This is a genomic window from Sinomicrobium pectinilyticum (genome assembly GCF_003725735.1).
Lineage (GTDB): Bacteria > Bacteroidota > Bacteroidia > Flavobacteriales > Flavobacteriaceae > Sinomicrobium > Sinomicrobium pectinilyticum.
Map to the genome: position 1 here is coordinate 21340 of NZ_RJTM01000096.1, position 18068 is coordinate 39407.

Annotated in this window: 16 protein-coding genes; 2 read left to right on the top strand and 14 right to left on the bottom strand. The window is 45.9% G+C overall.

Annotation, left to right across the window (positions count from 1 at the left end):
• Window positions 1-92: 92 nt before the first annotated feature.
• From ftsZ to mraZ, 13 genes are all read right to left on the bottom strand, one after another.
• Window positions 93-2066 carry a cell division protein FtsZ gene (ftsZ, locus tag ED312_RS13705; protein ID WP_123216584.1) on the bottom strand — a complete coding sequence of 658 codons (1974 nt, stop codon included), beginning with the start codon at window positions 2064-2066 and terminating at the stop codon, window positions 93-95.
• Between the two features lie 49 nt (window positions 2067-2115).
• Window positions 2116-3453 (bottom strand): cell division protein FtsA, encoded by a 1338-nt coding sequence (gene ftsA / locus ED312_RS13710; RefSeq protein ID WP_123216585.1) that lies wholly within the window; start codon window positions 3451-3453, stop codon window positions 2116-2118.
• Window positions 3454-3456: 3 nt separating this feature from the next.
• A complete protein-coding gene (locus ED312_RS13715) occupies window positions 3457-4173 on the bottom strand; it encodes a cell division protein FtsQ/DivIB (protein WP_123216586.1) in 717 nt (238 codons plus the stop codon).
• An 83-nt stretch (window positions 4174-4256) separates the two neighbouring features.
• Complete coding sequence (murC, locus tag ED312_RS13720) at window positions 4257-5615, bottom strand: UDP-N-acetylmuramate--L-alanine ligase (protein WP_123216587.1); 1359 nt, start codon at window positions 5613-5615, stop codon at window positions 4257-4259.
• 63 nt (window positions 5616-5678) lie between these two features.
• Entirely contained in the window at window positions 5679-6776 is a 1098-nt protein-coding gene (murG, locus tag ED312_RS13725) for an undecaprenyldiphospho-muramoylpentapeptide beta-N-acetylglucosaminyltransferase (RefSeq protein WP_123216588.1), read from the bottom strand.
• Window positions 6763-7971, bottom strand: a complete 1209-nt coding sequence (locus tag ED312_RS13730; protein ID WP_123216614.1) for an FtsW/RodA/SpoVE family cell cycle protein — start codon at window positions 7969-7971, stop codon at window positions 6763-6765. The genes murG and ED312_RS13730 overlap by 14 nt, the downstream gene beginning before the upstream one ends.
• Window positions 7972-8071: 100 nt before the next feature.
• Window positions 8072-9430, bottom strand: coding sequence for a UDP-N-acetylmuramoyl-L-alanine--D-glutamate ligase (gene murD / locus ED312_RS13735; RefSeq protein ID WP_123216589.1), 1359 nt, complete (start codon window positions 9428-9430; stop codon window positions 8072-8074).
• A gap of 12 nt (window positions 9431-9442) precedes the next feature.
• Entirely contained in the window at window positions 9443-10666 is a 1224-nt protein-coding gene (gene mraY, locus ED312_RS13740; protein ID WP_123216590.1) for a phospho-N-acetylmuramoyl-pentapeptide-transferase, read from the bottom strand.
• A gap of 59 nt (window positions 10667-10725) precedes the next feature.
• Window positions 10726-12189, bottom strand: coding sequence for a UDP-N-acetylmuramoyl-L-alanyl-D-glutamate--2,6-diaminopimelate ligase (locus ED312_RS13745; protein ID WP_123216591.1), 1464 nt, complete (start codon window positions 12187-12189; stop codon window positions 10726-10728).
• A gap of 3 nt (window positions 12190-12192) precedes the next feature.
• Window positions 12193-14193, bottom strand: a complete 2001-nt coding sequence (locus ED312_RS13750; RefSeq protein ID WP_123216592.1) for a penicillin-binding protein — start codon at window positions 14191-14193, stop codon at window positions 12193-12195.
• Between the two features lie 55 nt (window positions 14194-14248).
• Window positions 14249-14566, bottom strand: a complete 318-nt coding sequence (locus ED312_RS13755; RefSeq protein WP_123216593.1) for an FtsL-like putative cell division protein — start codon at window positions 14564-14566, stop codon at window positions 14249-14251.
• Window positions 14567-14600: 34 nt separating this feature from the next.
• On the bottom strand, window positions 14601-15497 hold the full coding sequence (gene rsmH, locus ED312_RS13760) for a 16S rRNA (cytosine(1402)-N(4))-methyltransferase RsmH (RefSeq protein ID WP_123216594.1): 897 nt from the start codon (window positions 15495-15497) through the stop codon (window positions 14601-14603).
• Window positions 15484-15951, bottom strand: coding sequence for a division/cell wall cluster transcriptional repressor MraZ (mraZ, locus tag ED312_RS13765; protein ID WP_123216595.1), 468 nt, complete (start codon window positions 15949-15951; stop codon window positions 15484-15486). The genes rsmH and mraZ overlap by 14 nt, the downstream gene beginning before the upstream one ends.
• Before the next feature lie 368 nt (window positions 15952-16319).
• Here mraZ and ED312_RS13770 point away from each other — a divergent pair, with 368 nt between their 5' ends.
• The gene (locus tag ED312_RS13770) at window positions 16320-17084 is read left to right on the top strand and encodes an alpha/beta fold hydrolase (protein WP_123216596.1); all 765 of its coding nucleotides are present in this window, start codon (window positions 16320-16322) and stop codon (window positions 17082-17084) included.
• 1 nt (window position 17085) lies between these two features.
• Window positions 17086-17697, top strand: coding sequence for a ribosome biogenesis GTP-binding protein YihA/YsxC (gene yihA, locus ED312_RS13775; protein WP_123216597.1), 612 nt, complete (start codon window positions 17086-17088; stop codon window positions 17695-17697).
• Between the two features lie 6 nt (window positions 17698-17703).
• Here the strand turns inward: yihA and gldC are convergent, their stop codons facing one another.
• The gene (gene gldC, locus ED312_RS13780) at window positions 17704-18039 is read right to left on the bottom strand and encodes a gliding motility protein GldC (protein ID WP_123216598.1); all 336 of its coding nucleotides are present in this window, start codon (window positions 18037-18039) and stop codon (window positions 17704-17706) included.
• Window positions 18040-18068 lie beyond the last annotated feature (29 nt).

Sequence of the window (18068 nt, forward strand, 5' to 3'; positions counted from 1 at the left end):
AACGTTTAACGTCTTTAAAGCATAACTTAACCCTATATCATCTGTTCCCGCAAACCTGCCGGAAAAATGGCAGTCCGGGAACAGTACTTTCCTTAGTCCACATTGTCATGCAGGAAAGAATTGTTGGACCGCAATTGTATATCGTCATTACTGTCCTTTCCCACGGAAATCCTGGAAGTTCCGTCTTCGGATGTTCTTTCGTGCAATTCCACGCCCATTCTTTTATAAGCAGGCTGCTTTTCGATCTCATCTATTTTGGTAGCATTGTTATTGAACTTGTAATTAAACTCCTTGAGTTTTTTTCTGCGTTCCTCAGCCCTCAGTTTCAGGCTTTCTTCGATAGATGTATTGAAAGGGTCTACTTCCCTGTTTTCTGTTTGTTGTTCAGGTTCCTTTACCACTTTTTTTTCGATCGCGAGTTCCTTATCTACGATTTCGGGCTTCTTCTGTACCGGCTTGGCACTGGAAAGCCTGCTTTCCATTTCCATATAATCATCCAGGCTGTAACGTCTTACTCCTTCCTGGGATACTTCGGTAACAGGAACAACTTCTACATGGTCTTTTACGTCATAATCCCGCGCATCCCGGTCCATATCAAAAGTAAACACATTGTTTTTTTCCTCACGGTTTTCCGGTTGCCCGGTCTTTTTTGTTTCCGGATTATCCTGTTTGCTGCTCAAGGGCATATCAAAGGAAAGCATCGTTTGCTGCTGTTGCTTTTGCTGTTCTTTCATTCTCACCTCCTCTGCTTCCACTTCTATATTCCGGATATTATCGGTAGTATCTATAATAACGAAGTCCTCTTCTTTGGCATAGACTTCATCATATATGACATTTATGTTCCGGATTAGGTCAGTGGTAGGGACCAGATCCGGTCCTTTTTGCACATCCACGGGAGCATCATCCGTAAGGGTATGCTTTACCGTCGGTTCCTTTTCCTCCTTCGGGGCAGCTTTGGGCTGTCCGGGAAAATTCATAGTGGAAAAAGTTTTATTGGGCGTAAGCTCCTGTGTCGCTTTCTGCTCGTCTTCCAGTGTATGAATTATTTTTTTTGCCTCGGTATTTACGATCTCGTGTTGTTGCTCTATATCAAAACCTGTAGCAATTACCGTAACCGAAATAGCATCTCCGAGCGTATCGTCTTCTCCTACCCCCATAATGATGTTGGCTCCATGACCCGCTTCATTCTGAATATGGTCGTTGATCTCTCCTATTTCGTCTATAGTGATCTCCTCTCCACCCGAAACGATAAGTAGCAGTACGTTTTTGGCTCCGGTGATCTTGTTATCGTTGAGCAACGGGGAATCCAGTGCCTTTATTATGGCGTCCTGTGCCCGGTTACCTCCTGATGCGGACGCGGACCCCATAATGGCAGTACCGCTGTTGGACAGGACGGTCTTGGCATCCCTGAGGTCGATGTTCTGTGTATAGTGATGGGTTATAACCTCTGCTATACCCCTGGAAGCCGTGGCCAGCACTTCGTCTGCCTTGGAAAAACCTGCCTTAAAACCAAGATTGCCATATACCTCCCGCAGTTTATTATTATTAATAACCACAAGGGAATCAACGTGTCCGCGCAGGTTTTCCACTCCTCTCCGGGCCTGTTCGTTACGCGTTTTACCTTCGAACTGGAAAGGTATGGTAACAATACCTACGGTAAGTATATCCAGTTCTTTGGCCATTTTTGCTATAATCGGAGCAGCCCCGGTTCCGGTACCACCACCCATTCCGGCGGTTATAAAAAGCATTTTGGTATTGCTGTCGAGCATGCCTTTTATTTCTTCGAAACTCTCTATGGCCGCTTTTTCTCCTACATCGGGATTGGCCCCTGCTCCCAGCCCTTCGGTGAGAGACACCCCGAGCTGTATCTTATTGGGCACGGGACTATTGTCCAAAGCCTGTGAATCCGTGTTACACACTACAAAATCGACGCCTTTGATACCCAGTTGAAACATGTGGTTTATGGCATTGCTGCCACCACCTCCAACACCAATAACCTTGATTACATTGCTCTGGTTTTTAGGCATGTCGAATGAGATGTTTCCAAAATCTGTGTTGCTACTCATAATTCTTGTTTACAGGTTTTAAAATATTTTCCTTTAGCCAATACTGCTTTTACTCTGCATTGTCTAAAAAATCTTTCACTCTATCAGACCATTTCTCCAGAAAGGACTTCCGTTCTTTCCTTGGCTGTGATATAGTTTCGGGCTCATCATTGGTTGGTTGCTGGGATTGTTGTTGATCGGTTTCAGTTCCCTTTTCTGTAATTTTTTCTTCTTTAAAGTTCCTTTCCTGCCGGTTGAGGGCGTTCATTACCAGGCCAACGGCCGTGGCATATACGGGACTCGCCACTTCGGGATCGGAATCTCCCGCCAGGTGTTCGTTAGGGTATCCGATCCTGGTATCCATTCCCGTTATGTATTCCACCAGTTGTTTCAGGTGTTTCAACTGACTTCCTCCTCCGGTCAGTACAATACCGGCTATGAGTTTTTTCTTTTGGTCCTCATGCCCGTAATTCTTGATTTCCATGTATACCTGCTCTATAATCTCCACTGCCCTGGCGTGGATGATCTTGGAGAGGTTCTTCAAGGTTATTTCTTTTGGTTCTCTTCCTCTCAAACCGGGGATAGAAACGATTTCGTTGTCCTTATTTTCTCCCGGCCATGCGGAACCGAATTTGATTTTCAGGAGTTCTGCCTGCTTTTCTATGATAGAGCAGCCTTCCTTGATATCTTCGGTTATGACATTCCCGCCGAAAGGTATCACCGCAGTATGGCGGATAATTCCGTCCTTGAAAATTGCCAGGTCGGTTGTCCCGCCCCCTATATCGATGAGCGCAACGCCCGCTTCTTTCTCTTCCTGGCTCAATACGGCATTGGCCGATGCAAGGGGCTCCAGTGTAATACCGGCTAACTCCAGGCCTGAACTCTTTACACAACGGCCTATATTACGGATGGAGGACACCTGTCCTACCACCACATGGAAATTGGCTTCGAGCCTGCCTCCGTACATCCCCACGGGCTCTTTGATCTCGGATTGCCCGTCCAGTTTATATTCCTGCGGCAATACATGTATGATTTCCTCTCCGGGAAGCATAACCAGCTTGTACACCTGGTTACACAACCTGTCCACATCCGTTTCGTCAATAACTTCATCCGAATTCGGACGGGTAATATAATCGCTGTGCTGCAGGCTCCGGATGTGTTGCCCTGCAATACCCACCACCACTTCGGTTATCCGTTTTCCGGAATTGTTCTCTGCTTCCTGTACTGCCTGTTGTATAGACTGAATGGTTTGGGTTATATTGTTCACCACCCCTCTATGGACACCAAGACTTTTCGCTTTTCCTATGCCCAGTATCTCTATCTTGCCGTATTCATTTTTACGGCCTATCATTACCACGATCTTCGTGGTCCCTATATCCAATCCTATTGCGTATTTCTCCTGTTCCATATCTTACTTTTTGGTGCACACCACCTGGTCATTAAATCGCAGATCCACTTTACTGTACGCTCCGAGAGAATCATCCTTTAAAGCTTTTTGATAAAATGCCTTAAAATTGACGACCTTCTGTTCCAGGTTATCCGTGTTCCCCAGTGCTACAGTAAAGTCGTCCGTTCGCAACTTCAATTCGTATCCCGATGCCATTCTGTGTATTCCTACAATATTCCTGTTTAAAAACCTATCTTCATTTATATACTTCACCAGTGTATAGACATCACCCAGATCATTTTCGTTCATCTTTCCGGTAACCAATGGTACACGGGCCGTGTGCACCGGGGAAAGGGGCATCTTCTTTCCTTCCCTGTCTATATAAAACGAAGCCTGGCCCTCTATACGGGCTATGGGTTCTCTTTGCTTTATCCTCGCACCAAGTTGCCCGTTTACAGTAAGATAGACCTGGGCATCTTGTATCATTTCGTTAGAGTTCAGAATATCCTCCAACTTATTCAAAACTAATTTTTCTTTAGGTATGTTCGGGATAGAGTCCGCATTTTGTATTAACAATTTATTAACCATGGGATAGGTTACAAACAGGTTATCTCCATCCAGAAATTCCACATTAACACTATTTACCGTTTTTTTATTATGTCTTTGATTTGCAAAAGAATACAGAAATACCAGCACTATAAGTACGAAAAACAATTTTATTATGTATATGACTTTTCGCATATTACTGATATTTATGTTTCTGTCTTTTTACTTGGTTGATTATTATTTTGTTTTTTCCACCTACGGGCTGCTGCGGAACCCGCTTATTTTTTCACTTTTTCGGACAGCACTTCCCTGATCTTCTCCACTTCATGTCCGATATCTCCTGCACCCAGGGTAAGCACCACTTCCGCATCTGTCTTTTTCAAAAGGGACAACAATTCTTTTTTACCCGTCAGCCGTTTATTTTCGTTATTTATTTCCTCAAGCAGGCGACCGGAAGTAATCCCTTCTATCGGCTCTTCCCTCGCCGGGTAAATATCCAGCAACACTACTTCATCAAAACCGGAAAGGCTTCTGCCGAATTCTTCCAGAAAATCCCGGGTGCGACTGAATAAGTGCGGCTGAAAAACAGCAAGCACTTTTTTCCCCGGGTACATTTCCCTTACTGCCTGATATACGGCGTCGATCTCCGCAGGGTGATGGGCGTAGTCATCGACATAGACTATGGAATCGGTTTTCAGCTGATAGGAAAACCTCCTCTTCACCCCTTTAAAACCGATCAGTGCATCCGCGGCTTCCCTTGGCGATGTTCCGCCTTCGACAGCCATGGCAAATGCCGCAAGAGCATTCAGTAAATTGTGTTTTCCCGGCTTTCCGAATTTCACCAGGGTCACCAGCTCCTCCGGGGTCCGGATATCAAACACATACCCTCCGTCCCTGATCTCCAGGTTTTCAATTGCATAATCCGCCCCGGCTTCTACCCCATAGGTGATCCCCTGAAGCGGCAATCCGTAGCGGACAATAAGTTTACCTCCCGGCTTTACTTTACCGGCAAAAGCATTAAAGGTCCGCTCCATCTCCGCCTTGTTCCCGTAAATATCCAGATGATCGGCGTCTATGGAGGTTATACAAGCGATATTCGGCGACAGATGCAGGAAGGAACGGTCGAATTCATCTGCTTCGGTCACAGTTATTTTGTCTCCTTCAAGAAGGAAGTTACTGTTCAGGTTCTCCGAAATCCCCCCGAGAAATGCCGTGACAGGCGTCCCCGTTTCCCGCAATACATGGGTAAGGATCGCGGAAGTCGTTGTTTTACCGTGGGTCCCGGCAACCGCATAACAATAAGAATCTGCCGTGATATACCCTAAAACCCGGGCACGTTTACTCACTTCAAACCCTCTTTCGGTAAAATAGGCAAGTAACGCGCTGTCCTTCGGGATGGCAGGCGTATATACCACCAGGGTATCCACCGTATTGCGGAATTCCTCCGGAATTTCTTCCACATCGTCCTTAAAGGTCACTTTCATGCCGGCATCCTCGAGTTCGGTAGTTATCTCGGTAGACACACGGTCATACCCCCCGACATTCTTCCCGATAAACTTAAAATAACGGGCCAGAGCGGACATCCCTATACCTCCTATACCTATAAAATAGACATTATGTATTGTCTTCAGGTTCATTTACGGTTTCTTATCGTTATTTTCAATCCAGACCGGAAAACCATTTTTCCCGATCATTACTCATTATTTCTCTTTCCGGATACACTTTTCTATCTCGTCGGCTATATCCCCGGTAGCATCCGGCAACGCAAGCTTCCGGATATTTTCTCCGAGTTCTCTCTGTCTCTCTTCCGAAGCGATGAGGGCGGTGAACTCTTTTTCGAAATTCGAATCCAGGTCTTTTTCGCGGATAAGGACGGCAGCGTTTTTTTCCGTTACAGCGAGGGCATTCCTGGTCTGATGGTCTTCCGCAACATGTGGTGAAGGGATAAAAATAACAGGCTTCCCCACAATGCTCAGTTCGGAAACCGAACCGGCGCCGGCCCTGGAAATCACTACATCGGCCGCAGCATATGCCAGAGCCATCTGGTTTATAAACGCATGCACCCGAATGGTATTATCCGTATATTTTTCAAATTCTTCATAATATAATTTTCCGCACTGCCATAACACCTGGACATCCTTCTCCCGGAAAAGGGACAAATGTTTTTTGACCAGTTCGTTTATCGCTCTTGCTCCCAGGCTTCCTCCCAGTACAAGCAGCACCTTTTTACCAGGCTGCAACTGAAAAAATTCCAATGCTTCGACCCTTTTCGTTCTTACATCCAGCAGGTCCTGACGCACCGGATTTCCCGTCTTTACGATCTTCTCCGCGGGAAAAAACCTTTCGAGCCCGTCATAGGCTACACATATTTTGCGTGCTTTACCAGCCAGAAGACGGTTGGTTATCCCCGGATAGGAGTTTTGCTCCTGTAAAACACAAGGGATGCCTTTCCCCGAAGCCACCCGCAAAAGGGGACCGCTGGCAAACCCGCCGGTGCCGATAACCACATCGGGTTTAACCCTGTTCACTATTTTCGTGGCTTTCCACAAACTGCTTATCAATTTAAACGGGAACAGCAGGTTTTTAAGCGTCAGCTTCCGCTGTATCCCGGAAATCCATAATCCTTCGATTTCATATCCTGCCTGGGGTACTTTTTCCATTTCCATCCGGTCACTGGCACCTACAAAAAGGAACTCCGCATCCGGGTGACGTGCCTTCAGCTCATTGGCAATGGCAATGGCCGGGTATATATGCCCCCCGGTTCCTCCTCCTGATATGATAAACTTATAGTTGTTCACTTAATATCTCTAATGGATTTTGTTCTTCTTCTTCCACATTCACTTCTGCCTGCTCTACAACTTCCTGGCGTTTGGCACTCACACTCAAAATAATCCCCAGTGCCATACAGGACATCCATATGGAAGTCCCCCCGGTACTGATCAGCGGCAGATTTTGCCCGGTAACCGGAAACAGTTCCACCGCAACTGCCATATTGATCAATGCCTGAAAAACAATAGGCAGCCCGACACCGACCACCACGAGCTTTCCGAATACGGAATCGGCCTTATAGGCCACTATTACTATGCGGAACAGCAATAACATATACAGGAACAACAATAACAATCCTCCGGCCAACCCGTATTCCTCAACTATAATGGCATAGATAAAATCGGAAGAACTCTGTGGCAGGAAATTCTTCATAACACTCTTACCCGCACCGACACCCAAAACCCCGCCGGTAGCTATGGCAATTTTTGCCTTCTCTATCTGGTAATCCGCTTCGGTATCTTCGTCATTGGCAAAATTTTCTATACGGCTCACCCAGGTATCTATCCTGTTGGGCAACAGGTCGGGGAACGCTTTATTGACCAGAACGAAGATCAGCAGGCAGAAGACACCTACACCTACTATGGCCCCCATGTACTTCATAGGGTACCCGCCAAGGAAACACAACACCAGGACCATAAAAAACAGGATGGCCGTGGTAGAGAAGTTTGCGGGCAATATCAATGCCATCACCAGGAAAACCGGCACCCAGAGCGGCAACAGGCTTTCGTTAAAAGTTACTTCCTGATCTTTGATCCTGGACAGGTACCTCGCAACATATATCAGCAATACCACCGTAGCCAGCGTGGAGGTCTGGAAACTTACTCCCACGAAGGGGATACGAACCCACCTGCTGGCATTGGCACCATCAATGGTAGTACCTTGTGCCAGGGTATATACCAGCAGTAAAAACACTACAGGCATTGCTATGATGGACAGGCCTTTGAAATACCTGTATGGTATGCGATGCATACCGAAAATAATACCGAACCCCAACAACAACAACAAGCCGTGTTTCAGCAAATGTCCTACGGTGGTGCCATTACCCACCACATACACCAGGTTGGAACTGGCACTGTATACCGGCAAAAAGGAAAGCACCGCCAGCAAAGCCACAACAGCCCATATGGTCTTGTCCCCCTTTATATTTTTGAATATACTATGCATTTTTTCCGGTTTGTTGTTTATCAGCGCTTCCGGATATATTTCAATCCGAATCAATATTTACATATTCAGCCATCCGGCCTTTAAGAGGCCGGTATCTTTCTTACAATCGCTTTACCGCCTCCTTGAACTGGCTTCCCCTGTCTTCATAATTCTGAAACAGGTCGAAACTGGCACATGCGGGCGAAAGCAATACATTATCTCCCTTCTCGGCAATCTTGTAGGCGATCTTCACAGCTTCTTCCATTGACTGGGTTTCCACCATCAGGTCTACCACTTTACCGAAAGTTTCGATGATCTTGGTATTGTCTATTCCGAGACAGATAATAGCCTTCACCTTTTCGCGTACCAGGGGCATCAGTACACCATAATCGTTCCCTTTGTCTTCTCCTCCGACAATCCAGACCGTCGGGGCAGACATACTGTCTAATGCGTACATTGCAGCATTTACATTAGTTGCCTTGGAGTCATTGATATACTGTACATTCTGGATTTTCAGCACTTTTTCCAACCGGTGCTCCACACCCTGGAAATTCTCCAGGCTCTCCCTTATGGTCTTTTTTCTTACTTTCACCAGGTGGGCCACCAGGGAAGCTGCCATGGTATTCTTTATGTTGTGCTTCCCTTCTAATGCTAATGTGTCTGTTGACATAGTTATCTGATCGTTATCTATAGTTAGTATAATTTTATTTTCTTTTACATAAGCGCCGTTACTGATTTCCTTTTCCAGGGAAAAGGGCAATAACCGCGACTTTACGGGGTGTTTTTCCAACCAGTCAGTTATCACTTCATCATCGGCATCGTAAATGAGGTAATCTTCCTCTGTCTGATTTATTGTTATCCGGAACTTCGATGCTATGTAGTTCCTAAACTCATACTCATACCTGTCAAGATGGTCAGGGGTGATATTGGTGATCACGGCTATGTGCGGCCGGAAGTGCACTACTCCGTCCAGCTGAAAACTGCTTATCTCCAGGACAAAATACGCTTTATCATCCTCAGCAACCATCTGCGCAAAACTATCCCCTATGTTTCCGGCCATACCTACATCAAGGCCTTCGCTTTTCAGCAGGTGATAGGTAAGCATGGTTGTCGTGGTCTTGCCGTTACTCCCGGTAATGCCGATTAACTGTCCGTTCGTATAGCCCGCGGCGAATTCTATTTCGGATATTACCGGAATCCCCCTGCCGGCCAGTTCCCGGATGAGCGGCACCTTGTCCGGTATTCCCGGGCTCTTCATCACCAGGTCGGCACTATATATCCTTTCAGCAGTGTGCTTCCCTTCTTCCCATGTTATTTCATGTTGTTCAAGAACGTCTTTATATTTTTCTTTTATAATTCCTTTATCGGAAACAAAAACTTCAAAACCTGCCTTCTTTCCCAGGATTGCCGTCCCCACACCGCTTTCTCCTCCTCCCAGAACGACCAACCGGGTTCCTTTTCCTTTGTCATTTACATTCATAACGGACCAACTTTACCTGAGCTTCAGTGTCACAATGGAAATAACCGCCAGCATGATACCTATAATCCAGAACCGGGTTACAATCTTACTTTCGTGATATCCCTTTTTCTGATAGTGATGGTGCAAAGGAGACATCAGGAATATGCGCCTGCCTTCACCATATTTTTTCCTGGTATATTTAAAATAACTCACCTGCAACACAACTGAAAGGTTTTCCGCCAGGAAAATACCGCACAGTACGGGAATGAGTAACTCTTTCCTTACAGCCACGGCTATCACGGCAATGATCCCTCCGATCGTAAGGCTCCCGGTATCTCCCATAAAAACCTGGGCCGGATAAGTATTATACCAGAGAAACCCTACCAGTGCTCCTGCAAAAGCAGCTATATAGACCGATAACTCGCCCACACGGGGGATATACATAATGTTCAGGTAATCAGAAAAGATAATATTACCGGAAACCCAGGCAAATATCCCCAGGGCAATAACAATTATTGCCGAGGACCCGGCAGCAAGCCCGTCTATTCCATCTGTGAGATTTGCTCCGTTGGAAACGGCCGTAACAATGAATATGACGATGGGAATAAATACCAGCCAGGCGTAATCCCTGTAATTTTCCCCGGTCCAGGCTATGATCTTCGAATAATCGAGTTCATTGTTTTTAACAAAGGGTATGGTTGTCTTGGTGGACTTTTCCCCTTCATTTCCCCGAGTGGCCACAGCAGATACGATCGCCGTATTATCTGCTTTAGGATCTTGTTTGATCGTAACCTCCGGATGAAAATAGAAGGTAGCGCCTACTATAATACCAAGCCCTACCTGCCCGAGAATCTTAAACCTGCCTTTTAGCCCTTCTTTGTCTTTTTTAAATATCTTGATATAATCATCCACAAAACCGATAGCCCCCATCCATACAGTGGTTATGAGCAGTACGATGATATATATATTGTTCAGTTTGGCAAACAGCAGCACAGGCACGAGCGTGGAGAGAATAATGATGATCCCTCCCATAGTCGGTGTCCCCGCTTTTTCGGTCTGTCCATGCAACCCCAGGTCTCTCACCGTTTCCCCTACCTGTTGTCTGCGAAGAAAATTGATGATATGCTTTCCGAAAATGGTAGATATAAGCAAAGAGCAAATGATAGCCATCGCCGCACGGAACGAAAGGAACTGAAAAAGTCCCGATCCGGGGATCTGGTAGTGTTTGCTCAGGTATTCGAATAAGTGGTAAAGCATTTAACCTATGTGTTTTTTACTGTTTTTGCTTTTGTTTATAATTTTTCCGGACCAAAAGACTACTTGTGCAGCTCTTTCATCATTTCCTCCGCTATTTTGAAATCGTCAAAATCTTTTCTCACACCGTTTATCTCCTGATATGTTTCGTGCCCCTTACCGGCAATAAGTATAATATCATTCTCACCGGCCATCTGGCATGCGGCTTTTATAGCCTGTTTTCTATCTGTTATGGACAGTGTTTTTTTAAAGTTCAGCGGCTCCACCCCTTTTTCCATATCCTTTATTATAGCCTCCGGATCTTCTGTCCTGGGATTATCCGATGTAAAAATGGCCCTGGTGCTCAGTTCCGATGCAATTGCCGCCATTAGCGGCCTTTTGGCCTTATCCCTGTCTCCACCACACCCTACCACAGTAATCAACTCTTCATTCCCGGTCCGGATACTGTTTATGGTTTCCAATACATTACGGAGAGAATCGGGAGTATGCGAATAATCGACAATAGTGGTTATCTTTTTTCCGGATATGAAATACTGAAACCTCCCCTGTACACTGTCGAGCTCACTCAACAGCCTAAGGACCTCCATTTCTTCCAGCCCCAGCAACCTGGCTACGGCGTAAATAGCCAGCATGTTATAGGCATTGAATCTCCCAACCAGCTTCACCCAGACTTCATTCTCCCCTATTTTCAACAGGAGCCCGCCAAACTGGTTTTCCAGTATTTTTGCCCGGTAATCCGCATAAGATTTCAGGGCATAAGTATATTTTTTCGCTGCGGTATTCTGCATCATCACAATACCATTCTTATCATCCACATTGGTCAGCGCAAAAGCGCTTTTAGGCAGGTTGTCGAAAAAGGATTTTTTCACATCCCTGTACGCCGCAAAAGTGTTGTGATAATCCAGGTGATCGTGGGTAAGATTGGTAAACACGCCGCCGGTAAAGTGCAGCCCCTGCGTCCTCTTCTGCGCAATTCCGTGCGAACTCACCTCCATGAAACAATACTCCACTCCTTCCTGCGTCATAAGGTCCAGGTAATAATTAATGGTCACCGGGTCGGGAGTAGTGTGCGTCGCCTTATATTCTTTATCGTCTACGAGTATTTTTACCGTGGAGAGCAATCCTACCTTATATCCCGCTTTGCGGAACAATTGATACAGTAGTGTTGCGATCGTAGTTTTCCCGTTAGTCCCCGTCACCCCTACCATTTTGAGGTTTACCGAAGGGTTTCCGTAGTAATTGGAAGCCATGATGGCCAGGGCGGCATGCGTATCGGAAACCTGTACGTAAGTAATACCATTAACTATATCTTTCGGAATTTCTTCACAAACCACCGCAACAGCTCCCTTCTTCACAGCTCCTTCTATATAAGCATGCCCGTCCGACTCCGTGCCCCGGATAGCAACAAAAACATCGTTAAGGGACACTTTTCTGGAATCGAAGCACAATGCATTGACCGCCACCGAGGTATTTCCGGTAACGGCATCTATGGGCACTTTATATAATATGTCCTTTAACACGTTCATCTGCTACGACAATTCTAATACTATAGTTTGATCCGGCACTAATTTTTTCCCTCCGGATATCGATTGCTTTTTCACCCTTCCGTTCCCAACCACCTTAACTTTTAATCCGAGGTTTTCCAGTAGTGGCACGGCGTCCATACCGCTCATCCCCATCACATCAGGTACGATCTCCAGGCGCTTTTGTGCCTTGGCATAGTATGACTGGTAATCTTCAGCGGTTTCCCCTTTATCATTTTCCAGATCTTTCACTTCATCCGTGAGCGGGGAACTCGTATAGATCTTATGCGCTATACTTTTAAAAACGGGTCCGGATACATCCGCACCGTAATACCCCACACTCCTGTCCGGCTCATGAATGACCACAATACAGGAATACTCGGGCTCTTCAGCAGGAAAATATCCCGCAAAGGTGGATATATACTGTAATTTCTCCTTGTTTTTCGGGTTGTAGTTTTTCTGTGCCGTACCTGTTTTTCCGGCCATGGAAAAATGTGGTGAATACAGCCGTTTACCTGTTCCGCGCAATACCACATTCTTCATCATATCCTGTAACTTGCTCACGGTTTCCGGCGAACATACCTGCGGATTAATCACTTCTTTATCAAATTTCAGAATGGTTTTATTCCACTCTTTCACCTCTTTTATGAGCCGTGGTTTCACCATCTGCCCATCATTTGCTATGGCATTATAAAAAGTAAGCGTCTGTAAGGGGGTCAGCGAAACATTATATCCGAAGGCCATCCATTCGAGCGTTATACCACTCCATTGTTTTTTATTTTTAGGGTCCGGGATGTAAGGAACCCCTTCTCCTTTTATAGAAAGCCCCAGTTGTTTGTCCAGTCCCATGTCCCGCAGTCTGTTGACAAACTTCTCGGGGTGATCGCTGTAATGATCGTGAATAGTTCTTACCACCCCCACATTGGAGGACACCTCAAATGCACGGGCTATGCTTATTTTACCATATCCGCCGGCCTTGGTGTCGCGTACTTTTCTCCTGTAGTACGTGATCACGCCTTTTTCGGTATCTACAATATCGCTGGTATCGACAACCTTATCATCCAGTGCCACGGCAAGAGCCATCAGCTTAAAGGTAGATCCCGGTTCATGGGATTCCCCGATGGCATAATTCAGTTTTTCATAATACTTTCCGTCCTCTGTCCTGCCGAGATTGGAAATGGCCTTTACCTCTCCGGTTGTGGTTTCCATCACCACCACAGTGCCGTGTTCCGCCTTATACTTTTCAAGTTGCGACAGCAGGGCATGGTGGGCTATATCCTGTATATTGATATCTATGGTAGAGATCACATCATAGCCGTCCCTGGGCTCCACTTCGTTATTGTCACTTATCGGTTTCCACTGTCCTTTTGCAATACGCTGCTTCAGACGCCTGCCCTCTCTTCCCTTCAGGTATTCGCTATAGGCACCTTCCAGCCCCACTTTCAAGGCATTTCCTTCCTCGTCCAGACGCTCATACCCGATACTTCTTTCCGCTATTTTTCCCAGCGGATGCTCCCGCTCCACATGCTGCTCTACGATAATCCCTCCCTTATAAGGGCCGAGTTCGAACAACGGGAAATTTTTTATCCGGATATAATCGGCATAGCCGAGATCCTTGGTAACAAGCAGGTAGCGGTTTTTATTTGCCCTGGCTTTCCGGAATACTCTCTGGTAATACGAAGAAGGTTTACCGAGCATTGCCGACAACTTATCGGAAAGCGGCTTGAGATATTTTTCAAAATTCTTGGCGGAAACAGTCAATGCATCAAAACGAATGTCGTATTTGGTCACTGAGGTAGCAAGCAGGCTACCGTCATCCGAATAGAGGTTGCCCCGGTTCGCCGGGATGGTAAAATTCCGGATCGTACGCTCCTCTGCCATCTGCCTGTACTCTTCCCCGTCAATCTGGATAAACACAAGCTTTACGGCCACAGCCAAAGAAAACAGGAACATGGCCCCGGCGACAAAGTACAATTTGTGCAATATTTTCTTTTCTGTTATCGGCATTGGTCCTCTTTTTAAAAACTCCATTTCCGAAAGGAACAGGTAATCCTTAATTTATTTACCTGCCTTCCAAAATCACTATTTTTTTCGGTGCTGTTTCCGATTGCTTCAACCCTTTGTCTTTCAAGCGCGACATTATTGCGGATTCGAGCTTCATCTGCTGCATTGTTGCCCTGGCATCCACATACTCACTGCGCAATTCCTTCACCTCGTCATTAAGCCTGGCTATTTCATGTACTTTCTTATCCACACTGTGAGAACTGGCGATCATAAACACGGCAAGAACAGACGCGAACAGGATAAACCTCCAGTTTTTCACCGCATCCTCACTCACCAGGAATTTCCCCTTGAGTATGTCCATCAACCTGCTTTTCATCTCCTTTTTGTTTAATGTCCGTTTTTCATCCTTCTCAAATCCGTTCCGCTATCCGGAGCTTTGCACTCCTGGCACGGTTATTCCGTTCTATTTCTGCTGCATCCGGAACAACAAGCCCTCCCACCTTTTTAAAGGGGACCTCTATATTCCCATAAAAGTCCTTTTCCGGCTCTCCTTCAAACATTCCGCTGCGTATAAACCGTTTCACCAACCTGTCCTCCAGGGAATGATAGCTTATAAGGCTCAATCTCCCTCCCTGTTTCAGCAACTCCGGCATTTGCAGTAAAAACTCCCGCAGGACCTCTATTTCCCGGTTCACCTCTATCCTGATGGCCTGGTACACCTGGGCCAATATTTTATTTTCCTTGTTTCTGAGCAAAAACCGCTTCAGTACTTCTTTCAACTCTTCCGTGGTGTTTACCGGCGCCTTTTTTCTGGCTTCGGCTACCGCCCTGGCCATAGCCCTGGCATTTCTCAACTCCCCGTACAAACTCAGCACCTCCCGCAGCTGCTCTTCACTATAATCATTCACCACATTATAGGCCGACAGCTCGCTTTTTTTACTCATCCGCATATCCAGTCCGGCTTCAAACCTGGTTGAAAACCCCCGTTCCGGAACATCAAACTGATGCGAAGACACGCCGAAATCCCCGAGAACCCCATCTACCTGCTTTACACCATGCACTCTCAAAAAACGTCTTACATACCGGAAATTTTCACGAACCAGTACAAACCTCTCATCTTCCAGTGCGTTTTCCCACGCATCTTCGTCCTGATCAAAAGCAAAGAGCTTTCCCTTTTCCCCCAGCCTGTTCAATATTTCACGGGAATGTCCGCCACCCCCGAAAGTCACATCCACGTAAACTCCGTCTTCCTTCACCTGCAGTCCGTCTACAGATTCCTGCAACAGTACGGGCCTATGATATTCCATCCTCTTCTTCGTTACCCATTACTTCTTCGGCCAGATCAGCAAAATCCACCGCAGCATCGTCAATAGCCTGCTCATACCTATCTTTGTCCCAAATCTCAATAATATTAATGGCCGAAGACAATACTATTTCTTTATCGATCCCCGCGAATGCCACCAGGTCTTTAGGGATGAGCAGCCTTCCGGTAGCATCTACCTCCACCATTTTAACCCCCGCCGTAAAGCGACGGATAAAATCGTTGTTCTTTTTCTTGAACCTGTTCAGCTTGTTCATCTTCTGCATCAATACATTCCATTCCTCCATCGGATACAATTCAAGACACGACTGGAACACCGCCCTTTTGAGCACGAACCCCTGCTGCAAAACAGGCGAAAGCTGATTTTTGAGTGCCACGGGGAGCATCACCCTCCCTTTGGCATCCGCTTTACACTCGTATGTCCCGATGAAGTTATTCATTATCAAACCATAAGGTTCTGTGGTTTACTTTTTCAAATATATGGAATTATTTACCACTTTTTACCACTTTCTACCACTTTGTTGATAAGTTTTGCGGTTTTTCCGTTGAAATGCACATTTTAGCAGGTGTTTTCAAGGGTAATACAGATGAAAGACACCTGCTTAGCATATCCTTTTCAGGATAATACCCCTACACATGCCGTTATTTATTCATCTGTACAAAGTTGTATTCTCTTCATTCATTAACAGGGCCCAGAGAGCCCAGAATTCCTTATTTCTCATAAAATCCGAAAGGAGCGGAGAAGTAAAATTTGCAGTGAAACAATTTTATGTAAATTTGCTATCTTAGAATAACAACTAACCTATTGATGGTACACGACATAAAGAAAGAAGGGAAATATTCTTATTTAGAGGTCGGAGAAGGCACCCCGATGATTATCCTCCACGGTTTAATGGGGGGTTTGAGTAACTTCAACGGTGTGACCTCGCACTTTTCCACAAGAGGATATAAGATTATAGTGCCCGAACTGCCTATATACAAAAAACCTCTTCTGCGCACCAATGTAAAGAGTTTCGCAAAATACCTGGAACAATTTATAGAATACAAAGGACTGGGCCAGGTGATCCTCCTCGGAAATTCCCTGGGTGGCCACATAGGGCTTTTGCATGCCAGAATGTTTCCGGAAAAAGTAAAGGGACTGGTTATTACCGGTAGTTCCGGACTCTATGAGAGTGCTATGGGCGATGGCTATCCGAAACGGGGCAATTACGAATTTATCAAGAAAAAAAGCGAAGATGTTTTTTACGATCCGAAGATAGCCACCAAAGAGATCGTAGATGAAGTTTACGCTACGGTAAATGACCGCTCCAAACTGATCAAAACCCTGGCTATTGCCAAAAGTGCCATCCGGCACAACATGGCGAAAGACCTTCCGCATATGCTTACTCCAACATGTATCATCTGGGGAAAGAACGATAATGTAACCCCTCCGAATGTAGCGGAAGAATTTCACAGCCTGTTGCCGGATTCCGAGCTGTACTGGATCGATAAATGCGGACACGCCCCGATGATGGAACACCCGGAAGAATTTAATGTGCTTCTGGAAAAATGGCTGAAGGCCCGAAACATTTAATATGCAGATACATACAGCAGAATTTGTAATAAGTAATTCGGACGTAAGCAAATGCCCTTCCGAACCCATACCGGAATATGCTTTTATCGGGCGATCCAACGTAGGGAAATCCTCCCTGATTAACATGCTGACAGGAAGAAAACAACTGGCTAAAACTTCCGGAAAACCGGGAAAAACACAACTCATCAACCACTTCCGTATAAACAATCGCTGGTTTCTGGTAGACCTCCCGGGATATGGTTATGCCCGGGTATCCAAGAAAGTAAAAAAGACCTTTCAGAAGTTCATCACAGACTATTTTGAAAAGCGGGAGCAACTGGTATGTGCATTTGTACTCATAGACATAAGGCACGAACCCCAGAACATAGACCTGGAATTCATGGAGTGGCTGGGACTGAACGGCATCCCTTTTTCCATTGTATTCACCAAAGCGGACAAACTGAAACCAAAAGCAGCGGAAAGGAACACACAGGTATACCTGGCAAAGATGCTGGAAGGCGCCTGGGAGGAGGCACCTCCGCATTTTATCACTTCTTCATCGGATGGCCGCGGGCAGGAAGAGCTCTTGGGGTATATAGATAATATCAACCGCGAAGTCAACAGCAGCCGTTAGGACCATTTATTTCTTCAACTCCAGCTTTTCCGCAAAATAATCACAGAAATCCCGCATGGTTGCGGTCATTTTTTCATCCTGCGTAGCCTTATTGAAAGTATCGCTCATAGCCACGAGGGTCTGGTGAAAGAATACCTTCATCTCATCTACAGGCATATCCTTCGTCCAGAGATCAATGCGCAGCGTTTCCTGGTGTTTGCTATCCCATATGGACAGGAACATAGCTTTAGCTTCTTCATTGTCAACCCCTCCGTCCTGGGCAGACCAGTGCAGCTTTTCCGGCACCCTGTTTTCGTCGAGTTCTACGGAAATTCTTATATCGGATTTATGCGTTTTTGCCATTTTATTTTTTTATTAATTCTTTTTCATAT

What these genes read in the sequence shown, in the direction of transcription:
- ftsZ (WP_123216584.1), bottom strand. Translation starts at nt 2,066, where the DNA reads ATGAGTAGCAACACAGATTTTGGAAACATCTCATTCGACATGCCTAAA.
- ftsA (WP_123216585.1), bottom strand. Translation starts at nt 3,453, where the DNA reads ATGGAACAGGAGAAATACGCAATAGGATTGGATATAGGGACCACGAAG.
- ED312_RS13715 (WP_123216586.1), bottom strand. Translation starts at nt 4,173, where the DNA reads ATGCGAAAAGTCATATACATAATAAAATTGTTTTTCGTACTTATAGTG.
- murC (WP_123216587.1), bottom strand. Translation starts at nt 5,615, where the DNA reads ATGAACCTGAAGACAATACATAATGTCTATTTTATAGGTATAGGAGGT.
- ED312_RS13730 (WP_123216614.1), bottom strand. Translation starts at nt 7,971, where the DNA reads ATGCATAGTATATTCAAAAATATAAAGGGGGACAAGACCATATGGGCT.
- murD (WP_123216589.1), bottom strand. Translation starts at nt 9,430, where the DNA reads ATGAATGTAAATGACAAAGGAAAAGGAACCCGGTTGGTCGTTCTGGGA.
- mraY (WP_123216590.1), bottom strand. Translation starts at nt 10,666, where the DNA reads ATGCTTTACCACTTATTCGAATACCTGAGCAAACACTACCAGATCCCC.
- ED312_RS13745 (WP_123216591.1), bottom strand. Translation starts at nt 12,189, where the DNA reads ATGAACGTGTTAAAGGACATATTATATAAAGTGCCCATAGATGCCGTT.
- ED312_RS13750 (WP_123216592.1), bottom strand. Translation starts at nt 14,193, where the DNA reads ATGCCGATAACAGAAAAGAAAATATTGCACAAATTGTACTTTGTCGCC.
- ED312_RS13755 (WP_123216593.1), bottom strand. Translation starts at nt 14,566, where the DNA reads ATGAAAAGCAGGTTGATGGACATACTCAAGGGGAAATTCCTGGTGAGT.
- rsmH (WP_123216594.1), bottom strand. Translation starts at nt 15,497, where the DNA reads ATGGAATATCATAGGCCCGTACTGTTGCAGGAATCTGTAGACGGACTG.
- mraZ (WP_123216595.1), bottom strand. Translation starts at nt 15,951, where the DNA reads ATGAATAACTTCATCGGGACATACGAGTGTAAAGCGGATGCCAAAGGG.
- ED312_RS13770 (WP_123216596.1), top strand. Translation starts at nt 16,320, where the DNA reads ATGGTACACGACATAAAGAAAGAAGGGAAATATTCTTATTTAGAGGTC.
- yihA (WP_123216597.1), top strand. Translation starts at nt 17,086, where the DNA reads ATGCAGATACATACAGCAGAATTTGTAATAAGTAATTCGGACGTAAGC.
- gldC (WP_123216598.1), bottom strand. Translation starts at nt 18,039, where the DNA reads ATGGCAAAAACGCATAAATCCGATATAAGAATTTCCGTAGAACTCGAC.